The organism is Pantoea sp. UBA5035, assembly GCF_002415245.1.
Taxonomy (GTDB): Bacteria; Pseudomonadota; Gammaproteobacteria; order Enterobacterales; family Enterobacteriaceae; genus Pantoea; species Pantoea septica.
On sequence record NZ_DICD01000027.1, the window covers coordinates 513,802 to 526,608 of the forward strand.

Annotated in this window: 13 protein-coding genes; 4 read left to right on the forward strand and 9 right to left on the reverse strand. The window is 63.8% G+C overall.

The genetic code is table 11. The features are described from left to right. Positions 1-65 precede the first annotated feature (65 nt). The 3 genes from B3229_RS19235 to B3229_RS19245 form a co-directional block, all read right to left on the reverse strand. Positions 66-842, reverse strand: a complete 777-nt coding sequence (locus B3229_RS19235; protein WP_286873475.1) for a hypothetical protein — start codon at positions 840-842, stop codon at positions 66-68. Between the two features lie 9 nt (positions 843-851). Further along, on the reverse strand, positions 852-1,055 hold the full coding sequence (locus B3229_RS19240) for a hypothetical protein (RefSeq protein WP_286873478.1): 204 nt from the start codon (positions 1,053-1,055) through the stop codon (positions 852-854). 129 nt (positions 1,056-1,184) lie between these two features. Continuing rightward, positions 1,185-2,117: an ABC transporter substrate-binding protein gene (locus B3229_RS19245; protein WP_286873479.1), complete on the reverse strand. Its 933-nt coding sequence runs from the start codon at positions 2,115-2,117 to the stop codon at positions 1,185-1,187. Positions 2,118-2,302: 185 nt separating this feature from the next. On the opposite strand from B3229_RS19245, the gene leuA reads away from it, so the two are divergent. Next, positions 2,303-4,015, forward strand: a complete 1,713-nt coding sequence (gene leuA / locus B3229_RS19250) for a 2-isopropylmalate synthase (protein WP_286873481.1) — start codon at positions 2,303-2,305, stop codon at positions 4,013-4,015. On the opposite strand, the gene B3229_RS19255 is transcribed toward leuA, so the two are convergent. Both B3229_RS19255 and B3229_RS19260 read right to left on the reverse strand, forming a co-directional pair. Continuing rightward, the gene (locus B3229_RS19255) at positions 3,936-4,718 is read right to left on the reverse strand and encodes an AraC family transcriptional regulator (RefSeq protein WP_286873483.1); all 783 of its coding nucleotides are present in this window, start codon (positions 4,716-4,718) and stop codon (positions 3,936-3,938) included. The genes leuA and B3229_RS19255 overlap by 80 nt on opposite strands. 2 nt (positions 4,719-4,720) lie before the next feature. Continuing rightward, on the reverse strand, positions 4,721-5,584 hold the full coding sequence (locus B3229_RS19260; RefSeq protein WP_286873485.1) for an NAD(P)-dependent oxidoreductase: 864 nt from the start codon (positions 5,582-5,584) through the stop codon (positions 4,721-4,723). Between the two features lie 208 nt (positions 5,585-5,792). On the opposite strand from B3229_RS19260, the gene pqqU reads away from it, so the two are divergent. Continuing rightward, positions 5,793-7,904, forward strand: a complete 2,112-nt coding sequence (gene pqqU / locus B3229_RS19265; protein WP_286873488.1) for a TonB-dependent receptor PqqU — start codon at positions 5,793-5,795, stop codon at positions 7,902-7,904. A gap of 34 nt (positions 7,905-7,938) precedes the next feature. Here pqqU and B3229_RS19270 read toward each other — a convergent pair whose 3' ends face one another. The 4 genes from B3229_RS19270 to B3229_RS19285 all read right to left on the reverse strand — a co-directional run bounded on the left by B3229_RS19270 (position 7,939) and on the right by B3229_RS19285 (position 10,623). Further along, positions 7,939-8,997 carry an AbrB family transcriptional regulator gene (locus B3229_RS19270; RefSeq protein WP_286873491.1) on the reverse strand — a complete coding sequence of 353 codons (1,059 nt, stop codon included), beginning with the start codon at positions 8,995-8,997 and terminating at the stop codon, positions 7,939-7,941. A 1-nt stretch (position 8,998) separates the two neighbouring features. After that, positions 8,999-9,556, reverse strand: coding sequence for an isochorismatase family protein (locus B3229_RS19275; RefSeq protein WP_286873494.1), 558 nt, complete (start codon positions 9,554-9,556; stop codon positions 8,999-9,001). A gap of 11 nt (positions 9,557-9,567) precedes the next feature. Further along, positions 9,568-9,999: a MarR family winged helix-turn-helix transcriptional regulator gene (locus B3229_RS19280; RefSeq protein WP_286873496.1), complete on the reverse strand. Its 432-nt coding sequence runs from the start codon at positions 9,997-9,999 to the stop codon at positions 9,568-9,570. A gap of 66 nt (positions 10,000-10,065) precedes the next feature. After that, complete coding sequence (locus B3229_RS19285; protein ID WP_033747303.1) at positions 10,066-10,623, reverse strand: helix-turn-helix domain-containing protein; 558 nt, start codon at positions 10,621-10,623, stop codon at positions 10,066-10,068. A gap of 92 nt (positions 10,624-10,715) precedes the next feature. On the opposite strand from B3229_RS19285, the gene B3229_RS19290 reads away from it, so the two are divergent. Both B3229_RS19290 and B3229_RS19295 read left to right on the forward strand, forming a co-directional pair. Further along, the gene (locus tag B3229_RS19290) at positions 10,716-11,891 is read left to right on the forward strand and encodes a benzoate/H(+) symporter BenE family transporter (protein WP_286873501.1); all 1,176 of its coding nucleotides are present in this window, start codon (positions 10,716-10,718) and stop codon (positions 11,889-11,891) included. Between the two features lie 162 nt (positions 11,892-12,053). After that, positions 12,054-12,807, forward strand: a 754-nt coding sequence (locus B3229_RS19295) for an SrfA family protein (protein WP_286873504.1), incomplete at its 3' end; no start/stop codon positions are given.

Below are 12,807 nucleotides of genomic sequence, written 5' to 3' on the forward strand. Positions count from 1 at the left end.
AAAACTCAACATCGCGCTATGTTACGCGGCCGCAGGATAAACGCCAAATCAGAGGGCACGAATGGTTACTCTGCCTGCGGCGTAACCGAGAACTGGTCAAAAATCTTGTAGGTGGCGACGTCAAACAGCGAAACCGCCTCGACTTCCGCCATGGGAATCAGATGGCGGAAGTGCTGCAGGTTCAGCGGTTCGGAATCGGGAGTGATATTCTGCGCCAGGTAGAGTTCGTAGTAGCGATGCTGCTCGCAGAAGCGCAGCGTCTCTTTATCGCGGTAGCCGCTGATATAGGGGATTAGCGCCAGATGCTGGGTTTGTGTATGTTCGATGCGCGGCGCGGCGACGTAGCCGATATAGACCTTGCGCGATTTAAGCGTCACGAACACCAGTTTCTCTTCTTCGATCGCCTGCAGCAGCAGCGACTCCATGCCATCTTCCCGGGCGACTTTACGATACTCCGCCATGCTGCTTTTCCCGTCACGCATCGCCCGCCGCGCCGCTTCGCCCGCACGCCAGGCGCGCAGCGCGGCGAGCGCCAGCCCCAGCTCGAAAAAGAGCGGATAGTTCATCAGCGTGGTGCGGGTCAGCCAGGAGTAGTAGTCCTGAACGGCGTAATCGGGAAAAAAGAGATGGGGAACGGAAAGCAGCAGACTCAGCAGAAAGAGCGCGACGTAGATAAGCGCTACGCCGAAAAAGCCCTGCAGCGCGAACTTCGCGCCGTGCATCGCCACGTAAAAATAGGCGATCCAGCCGCTTGAACGCGCCTGACGCGTGCGCGAGGGATAGTGGTTTTCCGTATACCAGTAGCCGCAGACCAGCACGACCATAATGACCAGCGGTCCCATCGCACGCCCTTAGCGTTCTTGCGCCAGCTCTTCCATACGGGCGCGCATCGCTCTGCCCACGTCAGGGTTATTCATATTCAGACGGGCGTTGCCGTTAACGTCGAGAATCAGCTTGTCTTGATCGGTGTAGCGCAGATCTTCATTGGTTAAGCCGCGCATAAACTTATCCGGCTCGGCGAACCACTTGCCCATTAACCTTTTTAGCCTGTTCATTTGTCCTCCTCGCCTTAACGGTGCGGTAACCTGTGCGGTTGCGCCCTCTTGAGTATACGTCAGGCGCCGCGAACATTCCTTGTACAGTTTTCTACGCTGTTTTGCGCGGACGCGCAACCGCATCCTGATTTAACCGCCCTGCGCCACCGTCAGGCCGCGATAAAAGGTCGGCTTCACATCCAGGGTTTTCTGGATCAGGCCATATTTCTGGTAAAAGTCGGCGGTCTCCTGCTGCTGCCGCACCGTCTGGTCGTCAATGCTCTGCCAGTGCGACTGGCGGCGCGAGAACGACTTTTCTGCCGCGGCGGCCGGGAAACCGATAATTTTCGCCAGCGTCTGCGCGTAGTCGGCGACGTGGCTGTTAGCCCAGCGATCCGCCGCCGCCAGCCGGTTGACGTAGTCCTGCAGCGCGGCGCGCTTTTCGCGGTCGTTGATGGCGGCGTCGGTGGCGGCCAGGAAGCTATTGCCGGTCGAGAGCCCGACGCCGTTGACCAGTATGCGGCCGCTCTGGGTCACTTCCGCCAGCGCGGTATAGGGATCCCATGTCGCCCAGGCGTCTACCGCGCCGTTAGACAGAGCGATACGCGCGTCGGCAGGCTGCAGAAAGCGCCAGCTGACATCTTTGTCGCTCAGCCCCGCCTGCTCCAGGGTTTTCAGCGCCTGAAAATGGCCGATAGAGCCGCGTCCGGTGGCAATGCTTTTCCCTTTCAGGTCGGCGGCGGTTTTGATGGGGGAATCGGGCCGCACCAGCACCGCCAGTCCAGCAGGCACCGATTTGCTGACCGCCACCGCTTTCACCTGCGAGCCGGCGGCCAGCGAAAAGAGCAGCGGCGCGTCGCCGATAATGCCCGCGTCCACCGCGCCCGCATTAAGCGCCTCCGCCAGCGGCGCGGCGGCGGGAAACTCCGCCCACTCGATAGCGTAGCTTAACTTGTCGAGCTGATGGGCCGCCGTCATCTCGGCGCGCATATTGCCTTTCTGATCGGCGATGCGCAGCGTGACGGCCTGCGCGGAGGAGGCGCTGGCCAGCGCAAGCGCGATATAAAGAACCTGGTATTTCATCCTGTTTTCTCCTGGCGCAAAAAAACCAGCATAAACCGGACGTTGAGAAACGCCGATGCCGATTCCGCATGAGGTTAGCCAGCGGGCGCATAAGGCTGTCGCTTTTGCGTTACCGGTTGTCATTTTTGCGCGCGCGGCGACGCGGCGCGACACGGCAGACTGCGCTGACACCACAAGGAGGCTTTATGCTGACGCAACCCACAGAGAAGTACCGTGCTTTTCCCGTTATCGCCCTGCCCGATCGCCAGTGGCCAGATCGCCAGCTGACAAAGGCGCCGCGCTGGCTTTCCACCGACCTGCGCGACGGTAATCAGGCGCTGGCGGAACTGATGGACGCAGAACGCAAGCTGGCGTTTTGGGATCTGCTGCTGGCGTGCGGCTTTAAAGAAATAGAGGTCGCCTTTCCCGCCGCATCGCAAACCGATTTTCAATTTGTGCGCGATCTGATTGAACAGCGCCGCATCCCCGAAGCGGTCACTATTCAGGTGCTGACGCAGGCGCGCGAAGCGCTTATCGCCCGCACCTTCGAGGCGCTGCAGGACGCGCCGCGCGCTATTTTGCATCTCTATAACGCCACTGCGCCGCTGTTTCGCGAACGGGTGTTTGGCCAGAGCCAGGCGGAGATCGTCACGCTGGCGTGCGCGGGCGCGCGTCAGATCCGCGACGGCTGCGACGCCCGGCCTGAAACGCACTGGACGTTTGAATACTCCCCGGAAACCTTCTGTTTTACCGAACCGGAATTCGCGCTGACGATCTGCGAGGCGGTAGCGGATATCTGGCAGCCCTGCGCCGCCCGTCCGATGATCGTCAATCTACCCGCGACCGTGGAGGTCAATACCCCAAACGTTTATGCCGATCAGATTGAATATTTTTGCCGTCACTTTAGCCGCCGCGATGCCGTTTGTATCAGCGTGCACCCCCATAACGATCGCGGCACCGGCACCGCCTGCGCGGAGCTGGCGCTGCTGGCGGGCGCGGATCGCGTTGAAGGCTGCCTGTTCGGCAACGGTGAGCGCACCGGCAACGTCGACATCGTCACGCTGGCGCTGAATCTCTACAGCCAGGGGATCGCGCCTCATCTTGACTTCGGCGATATCAATAAGGTGACGGAGGTGGTGACGCGCTGCAACCAGCTGCCGGTGCATCCGCGCCATCCTTATGCGGGCGAGCTGGTGTTCACCGCCTTTTCCGGCTCGCATCAGGATGCGATCCGCAAAGGCTTCGCCCTGCGTCAGCAGCGGCAGGATACGATCTGGCAGATGCCTTACCTGACGATCGATCCGGCCGATATCGGCTGCAGCTATGAGGCGGTGATCCGCGTCAACAGCCAGTCGGGCAAGAGCGGCGCCGCCTGGCTACTGGAGCAAAATCATGGACTGACGCTACCGCGCGCGCTGATGCAGGATTTCAGCCAGCGGGTGCAGCAAGAGACGGACCTCCACGGCAAGGAGATGACGCAGCGCGCCATCTGGCGCTGCTTCTGCCTGCACTACGGCGTCGAGCAGGCGACGCTGACGCTGCTGGAGGCGGAAAGCCGAAGCGACGGCGATATGACCCGGCTTGAGGCGAACCTCGGGATAAACGGCGGCAGTCGTCGCCTGCGCGGCAGCGGTAACGGCTTGCTGTCGGCGGCGGTGGATGCGCTGCGTCGCGCGCTGGGGCTGGAGCTGACGATTGCGGATTACCACGAGCATACGCTGGGCAAACGCAGCGACAGCCGTTCGGTCGCCTACGTCTGCTGCCTGAATAGCCAAGGCGAGCGCGCCTGGGGCGTCAGCATCGACAGCGATATCGCCCGCGCCTCTCTACAGGCGCTGCTTAACGCGGCGACGGCCTTTCTGCCTGAGGAAAATAGGCGGCAGGCGCAACCCCCAGCAGGCGACGAAACATCGCGCTGAAGGCGCTGGGGCTGTCATAGCCGAGATCGAGCGCCACGGCCAGCACCGACTCGCCCTGCGCCAGTCGGGTCAGGGCGATGACCAGGCGCGCGCGACGCACCCAGTCGCTGAAATGCAGCCCGGTCTCCCGCTGAAAGTGGCGCGCAAGGGTGCGGCTGGAGAGGTTTAGCCGCCGCGCCCCCTCCTCCAGCGTCCAGCGCTCCCCCGGCGCCTGCTGGATGGCGCGACAGAGCTTTTGCAGCCGCGCGCTCTGCGGCTCCGGCAGATTGAACGGCAGCACGTCCAGGCCGCGCAGCTCATCCAGAATCAACTCATAGATATGCTCGCTGCGGCTGCCGGGCGCGTAAACCTCCGGCAAGGGCAGCGCGCTGACGATCAGCTCGCGCAACAGCGGCGATACCGGCACCACCTGACAGCTGGCGGGCAGATCGGCGCGCGCCAGCGGATCGACGAATAAGGTGCGCGCGGCGACGGGACCGGTAATCTGCAGCGCATGGCGGGTGTAGGCGGGCAGCCAGACGCCGCGACCCGGCGGAACGATCCAGCTGCCCTGCGCGGTATCGACGCGCACCACGCCGCTCAGCGTATGAATGAGCTGCGCGCAGCTGTGATGATGCCAGGGTTCGCTGTCGCCGTGCGCATAGTCATGGGCGTAAGAGACCAGCGGACGAGAGGTGAAATCGAACGACAGCCGCGCCGTCACGATTATTCCTTCAGATAGCGATGGATCGACGCCAGATCTTGCTCGCCGTAGCCGGCGTCAACCGCCTGCTGCCAGAGTTCGGCGATCTGCTCCAGCGCGGGCAGCCTGGCGTCACCCTTCGCCTCTAACGCCAGCTTCGCGTCTTTCAGCGCCCACACCAGGCTCATCTGCGGCGTGAAATCTTCACTGGCGATCATTGCGAGCTTCACTTTGGCGTAAGGCGCCGCCAGCGGGCCGCCGTCCAGCACTTTCCAGAAATCGTCGGTCGTAAAGCCAAACTCCTCTGCCAGGCGCGTGCTCTCCGCCAGGCTCTGCATCAGGCCGATCAGCCAGCTGTTGACCACCAGCTTCATGCGCGACGATTTGCCCGCCTCGCCCAGCCACTGGGTGCCTTTGCCAATCGCAGCGAAGACCGTTTCCGCTGCCTGCGCGCGCGTCCGATCGCCGCTGGCCATCACCAGAATCTGCGCATTCTCGGCCGGCGCTTTGGTACCGGAAACCGGCGCGTCAATAAACACCACGTCCGGGCGCTCGCTGGCGAACCAGCCGATCAGGGCGTCGGTTTTCTCGACGCCGATGGTGCCCATCTGCGCGAGGGTCGCGCCCTGCTTCAGCGCCTCCTTCACCTGATGCAGCGTGTTTTCCGTGGTGTCGCCGTCAGAGAGCATGGCGATAACTACGTCAGCGTCGCGCACCGCCTCTTCCGGGCTGTCGCTCAACGTCAGGCCGGAGGCGATCAGATCTTCGCCGCGCGCCCGCGTGCGGTTCCAGCCATAAACGGTAAAGCCCTTTTTCAGCAGATTGGCGGCAAACGCGTGCCCCATGGCACCTAAGCCTAATACGGCGACGGCGGGTTGTTGACTCATACTGACTCCTCGGGTTGTCCGTAAACTAAGCATTTAACACTGAAGGGAAAGTCACGAAAAATCCAGTCGGGAAAAACATTTTTCGACGCTGAATTTCGCATAAAACGACCTTATTATTTACGCTTTTCAAATAATCGTAAAAAGCCGTAACATACGCGCACAATGTTCCATTTGGTTCATTTCATCTCTTAATGACGGTCTTTCATTCATGAAAATTGCATCACTGCGACAGGTCAGCGTGCTGCTGCCTGCTATGCTGCCGCTGCCCCTGCTGGCGGCTGATGATACCGGCAGCGCGACCATGGTGGTCAGCGCCGCGCCGGCGCAAACCGGTCTCTCCGAACTCGATACGCCCGCCGCGGTCAGCGTGGTGAGCGGCGAGGATATGCGCCAGGCCGCGCCGCGCGTCAATCTGTCGGAAAATCTCGGCAGCGTGCCGGGCCTGCAAATCCAGAACCGGCAAAATTACGCGCAGGATCTGCAGCTCTCGGTGCGCGGGTTTGGTTCGCGTTCCACCTATGGCGTGCGCGGACTGCGCCTCTACGTCGACGGCATTCCCGCCACCATGCCCGACGGTCAGGGACAAACCTCCAATATCGATATCGGCTCCATCGACCATATCGAGGTGCTGCGCGGCCCCTTTTCCGCACTCTACGGCAACGCCTCGGGCGGCGTGATTAACGTCGACACCCAGACCGGCCAGCAGCCGACGACGCTGGAAGCGGGCAGCTGGTACGGCAGCTACGGCAGCTGGCGCAACAGCGTCAAGGCGAGCGGCGCGACCGGTGACGGCACCCAGGCGGGCGACGTCAACTACACCGTTTCCGCCTCGCGCTTTACCACGCACGGCTACCGCGACCACAGCGAGGCGCAAAAGAACCTCGGCAACGCGAAGCTGGGGGTGCGCATCGACGACGTCAGCACCCTGACGCTGCTGTTTAACAGCGTGCATATCGAGGCGCAGGATCCCGGCGGCCTGACGCCGGATCAGTGGCGCGCCAACCCGCGCCAGGTGGTGAGCAACGTCACCCTCTACAACACGCGTAAAACGGTCGATCAGACCCAGGGCGGCCTGCACTATCAGCGCCAGATGGGCGAAAACGACGATCTCAGCGTGATGATGTACGCTGGCATCCGCGAAACCACCCAGTATCAGTCGATCCCGAAAAACGTGCAGCTCAGCCCGAAACATCCCGGCGGCGTGATCGATCTGACGCGCCACTATCAGGGCATCGACACGCGCTGGACCCACCGCGACAGCCTGTTCAGCGTGCCGGTGACGCTGACCGGCGGCCTCGACTATGAAACCATGACCGAGCGCCGCAAGGGTTTCGAAAACTTCAGCGGCGACGACCTCGGCGTCAAGGGCAACATTCGCCGCAACGAACGCAACCTGATGTGGAACCTGGATCCCTACCTGCAGACCGCCTGGCAGCTTACCGACAAATGGTCGCTGGACGCCGGGCTGCGCTACAGCACGGTTAATTTCGACTCCAACGACAACTACATTACCGCCGTCAACGGCGACGACAGCGGCGACGCGCGCTACCACAAATGGCTGCCCGCCGCCTCGCTGAAGTACGCGATCGACAGCAGCTGGAACGCCTATCTCTCGGCGGGCCGCGGCTTTGAAACCCCGACCATTAACGAACTCTCCTATCGCGCCGACGGCGAAACCGGTCTGAATACCGGCCTGAAACCGGCGACCAGCGACACGGTCGAGCTGGGTACCAAAAAGCGCATCGGCAACGGCCTGATCACCGCCGCGCTGTTCCAGACCGACACCCAAAACGAAATCGTCACCGATACCAGCCTCGGCGGCCGCACCACCTACAAAAACGCCGGGCAAACCCGCCGGCGCGGCCTGGAGCTGGGCGTGGATCAGCAGTTCGCCGCCGACTGGCGCGCGAAGGCGGCCTGGACGCTGCTCGACGCGCGCTATCGCAGCAACGCCTGCGGCGACGCGAGCTGCGACGGCAACCGTATTCCCGGCATTGCGCGCAATATGCTTTACGCCTCTCTTGCGTACGCGCCGGAACAGGGTTTTTATGCGGGCGCGGAGATGCGCTACATGAGCGATATCGCCGCCGATGACGAAAACGACGTGAAGGCGCCCGCCTATACCGTCGCGGCGCTTAACAGCGGCTACAAATGGCTGGTGCAGAACTGGACGCTCGATCTCTTCGGCCGCGTCGATAACCTCTTCGACCGCAACTACGTCGGCTCGGTGATCGTTAACGAAGGCAACGGACGCTACTTCGAACCGGCGCCGGGGCGCAATTACAGCGTCGGGCTGACGCTGAGCTACGCCTTTCAGTAAGCCCTATCGCCCCGGCCAGACGCCGGGGCTTTTTTTAGGACGCGCGCCGCGCCATCCAGTTGGCGATCCAGCGCGACAAAATCGGGCCGGTGAACATCACTACAATAAAGCGCCCGGTCTGCATCGCCATCACAAACGGCATATCGACATTGCTCGACGCGGCGATAATCGCCACCGAATCGGCGCCGCCCGGGCTGGTTGCCAGATAGGCGGTCAGCGGATCGATACCGGCAAACTTCACCAGCAGAAAAGCGAACAGCCCGCAGATAGCGATTAGCGTCAGCACCGACAGCAGCACGCGCGGCAAGGCGTGCGCCGCGTAGCGCAGAATATCGGCGCTGAAGCGCAGGCCGATGCCCCAGCCGACGAAGGCGTATGCCAGCGCCAGCAGCCACTTCGGCAGCGTGATATCGACGCCACCGATATCCTGCGCCAGCGAGGCGACAATCAGCGTCATCAGCATCGGACCGGCGGGAATGCGCAGCAGACGCGCCGCCAGCAGGCCAGCGGCGATGGTCAGCAGCGTCAAGAGAAAGGCGGTCGGCGCGAAAGGCGCGAAGAGATCGAGCGCCGGCGAGGCGGCGGGCGCGCTGCCCTCGTGGGTCCAGAGGCGCGTCACCAGGGTAGCGACCAGCGCCACCATCATTACGCGCAGATACTGCATAAAGGCGACGAGGCGCACGTCGGCGCCGAAACTCTCCGCCATCAGGGTCATGGCGGTCGCCGCGCCGGGCGACGAGCCCCAGATGGCGGTCGAGCCCGGCAGCACGCGGAAGCGCGCCAGCAGGCCGCCGAGCGCCAGGCTGGCGACGATTACCGAGCCGACGCACAGCACAAACAGCGGCCAGTCATCCGCGATTTCATGAAATATCGAGGCGGGGATCGCCGCAGCGATCATCGCGCCCACCGTCGCCTGCGCGCCGTTAAACAGCGGCCGCGCGATTTTCAGCGCGCGGCCGGAGGCGGCAAAGCCGATGGCGGCGAACATCGGGCCAAGCAGCAGCGCGGCCGGAATATGCAGCCACTCCAGCACCGCCACCGAGCTGAGGATCAGCCCGGCCCAGCGCGTCAGGCCCGCCTGCGCCGTCGCCATATTAGCGCGCGTCGACCTGCGCCAGCACCTCGGCGCTGGTGCCGGTTTCGCCAAGGCGCGGGAAGATCAGCTTAACGCTGTTGTTATGAGTGTCGAGATTGAGATCGGTCATGGCGTCGGTGGCTAAGGTGACGTTGTAACCTAATTCATACGCCTGACGCGCGGTGGATTCGACGCCGATGCTGGTGGCGATGCCGCAGATCACCACCTGGGTGATGCCGCGCGCCTGCAGGTCGGCATGCAGACTGGTCTGGTGAAAGGCGCCCCAGGTTTTCTTGGTGACGGTGATATCGCCCGGCTGCGGCGTCATCTCCGGCACCAGCGTCGCCCAGTCGGCCGGCAGTTCGCCGCTGTGGCTGCCCTGTTCGTTACGGCCCGGCGCGCCGCCGGCGACATTGACCAGCACCACCGGCAGCTGGCGGGCGCGGAAACCGGCGGCAAGCTGCGCGCAGCGGTCAATCACCGGCTGCGGCTCATGCACCACCGGCAGGCGAACGATGCCGTGCTGCAGGTCGATGATAATCAGTGCGGTGTGGGTATCAAGGGTAGTCAGAGCCATGGAAAGTCCTCTCAGGATGCGTTGTCGGCGAGTCGTTGCAGTAAGGGGATCGCGGCGATGAGCAGCTGGCGCTCGTCGGCGCTGAGTCGGGTGTCGATGGCGCGCACCAGCCAGTCGTCGCGCATCGCGCGGTTGGCGGCGATCAGCGCGCAGGCGGCCGGCGTCGGCGAGTAGCGGGTTTTGCGGCCGTCGTTCGGATCCGCTTCGCCCTGCACCATGCCCGCCGCCAGCAGGCTGGCGACGGTCGCGCCCATCGACTGGGTGCGCACCCCTTCCGCAGCAGCCAGCTCGGTGATGGTCATCGCGCCGTCGCGTACCAGGTAACCCAGCACCGACACCTGCGACCAGGTGAGATCGCCCGGCGGCGCGGATTCGCGCAGCCGACGGCTTAGCTTGCCCGTCAGCATACGCAGCGCTGCGGCGGCTTCAGTGAGTTCGCTCATCGCCTTTCTCCTTACGTTAGCGCCAGTATAGATATACGAAGGTAAACTGTGTAGTTTGCCTTCGTATCAATTTGTAAGGTCGGGACGCTGCAGGTAGTGGATCAGGCTGTGAAAGCGCAGCGGCGTGGCGAGCGGATTGCGGTAGCTGTGAGCCACGTCGGCGGCGAACTGCAGCGCTTCGCCCGTTTGCAGCCGACGCCAGACGCCACCCGTGCCGAGCAGCAGTTCGCCCTCAATCACCACCACCTGCTCGACGCAGCCTTGCTCGTGCGGCGAGGAGTCGCTCTGCGCGCCCGCCGCCAGCTCGACCGCCAGCAGATCGAAGCGCAGCCGCGCGTCATAAGGCAGCAGCGGCCGCACCGTCATCTGCGCGTTGGGCTGGCTGAAGCGCGCGCTATCGCCGCTCTGCAGGCCATTGCCCTGAATGAAAAACGAGAAAGGAACATTAAAACCGGTGGCAATTTTCCACAGCGTTGCCACCGTCGGGCTGGACTCGCCGCGCTCGATCTGGCCGAGCATCGCTTTGCTGACGCCGGTGCGTTCCGCCGCCAGCGTCAGGCTCCAGCCGTTGGCCTGACGCAGCTGTTTCAGCGCCTCGCTAAGATGCTGATGCAGATTTTCCATGAGGTTCTCCTGAAATCATGGCGGCAGTGTAGCACTTGAGCGCTATAGCGCACACTGTTACCATGTGCGTTATAACGCACAGTGGAGGTTTTATGCAGAGCATAACGGCGCGATCCGCCTTTTCCTTTCCCATGCTGGTGTCGGGTTTCGTCGCGGTACTGGTCGGCTACAGCAGTTCAGCAGCCATTATTTTTCAGGCCGCGCAGGCCGCTGGCGCTTCGCCGACGCAGATCGGCGGCTGGCTGTCGATGCTGGGCATCGCGATGGGCCTCTGTTCGCTGGGCCTCTCGCTCTGGACGCGCATGCCGATCCTCTGCGCCTGGTCGACGCCCGGCGCGGCGCTGCTGGCCACCAGCCTGCACGGGCTCTCCATCAATGAGGCGATCGGGGTGTTTATCTTTGCCAACGCGCTGATTGTGCTGAGCGGCGTCACCGGCCTGTTCGCGCGCCTGATGAAGGTTATTCCGCCCGCGCTGGCCTCCGCCATGCTCGCCGGGATCCTGCTGCGCTTCGGGCTGGAGGCCTTTACCGGCTTGCAGAGCGACGTTGCGCTGTGCGGCGCGATGCTGCTCGCCTGGCTGCTGGCGCGACGCTGGCTTGCGCGCTACGCCATTCTGGCCACCCTGGCGGTGGGCGTCACGATGGCGTTCGCCCGGCACGCGATCCATTTTCCGGCGCAGATGGCGAGCTTCGCGCTGCCGCAGGGCATCATGCCGCACTTTAGCCTGACCGCGCTGCTCGGCGTCGGCCTGCCCTTTTTCCTCGTCACCATGGCGTCGCAAAACGCGCCCGGCGTCGCCACGCTGCAGGCGCACGGCTATCAGCCGCCGGTCTCCGCGCTGATGAGCTGGACCGGGCTGGTCGCCCTGCTGCTGTCGCCGTTCGGCGGCTTTTCCGTGTGCATCGCCGCCATCACCGCTGCCATCTGCATGGGCGACGAGGTCGATCCCGACCCGCGCCGCTGCTGGATGGCCGCCGCGCTGGCCGGTCTTTTTTATCTGCTGGCCGGGTTCTCGGGCGCGCTTATCGCCGCGCTGTTCGTGGCGCTGCCGTCGCCGCTGATCGCCACCCTCGCCGGCCTGGCGCTGCTGTCCACCTTCAGCGGCAGCCTGACGCGCGCGCTGGCGGAGCCGAATACGCGCGACACCGCCGCCATCACCTTTCTGATTACCGCCTCCGGCCTTTCGCTGTTCGGCATCGGCGCCGCGTTCTGGGGGCTGGCTGGCGGCCTTGCGGCGCATGCCGTGCTGACGCGTCGCGGCGCTTAACCTGCTGGGCGCGCTGCGCATTTTTTATCGCAGCGCGCGAAAAACGCCCTTAATCACCGTTTTTTCCGGCGTTTGATTTGCCGTTGCTCCGCGTAAAATCACTCCAATCGCCGATATCACACGATTTTCTGCCTCACACTTCGACCGATAAGGGCCCAACAGGTGGCAAAAACTTTTCTGCGCAGCGGCAATCTTGACGCGGTGCTGGCGCTGGGTGAAAACGGCCAGCCGGTCTACGCATCCGCCCTGCAAATTCGTGAAACGCTGCGGCTGCGCCGTCAGACCGTGCTGGCAAACTGCCTGGCTATTCCTCAGCCCAATGCGCGCGGCGACCGCCTCGACTGGTACGCGCCGTTCAGCGGCAAGGTAAAATCCTGGCTGGGCGCCAGCGATTACGAGCGCCGTCTGGCGCTGGAACAGCTGACGGCGACGCAGCAGGAGATGCAGGATCTCAGCGCCCGCGCGCGCGAGGCGGACAATCCGGCGATGCGCCTGTTCGGCGCGCTGCTGGGCAAAGCGCTGCAGTTTCCCGATCAGCAGTATGTCTACCTGGTGGACGGCAAGCCGGTGATCACCTTCTGGGGCTTTGTCGACGCGCAGGCGCGCACGCGCGACGACGCGCTCGCCTGCCTGCGCGATACGCTGGAGGCGTCGCTGCCGCCGCTGCTGCCGGAATTGACTGTCGTCGAGCCGCAGCCGGCGATGGTGCCGATGATCGCTGAGCCTGAGCCGCTGCCGGAACCCGTTGCCGAAGCTCCTCAGGTCGTCGAGCCGATCGCGGTTGCATCAGCAGCCCCGCCCGCGGTCGCGCCGGCCTCACAGCGCCGCGCCTTCCGCCTCCTGTATCTTGCGCCGGCGGCGCTGGCCGTTGCCGGCGCCGCTGCTTTCTGGCTGCATCAGCCGACGCCGGTCGCCG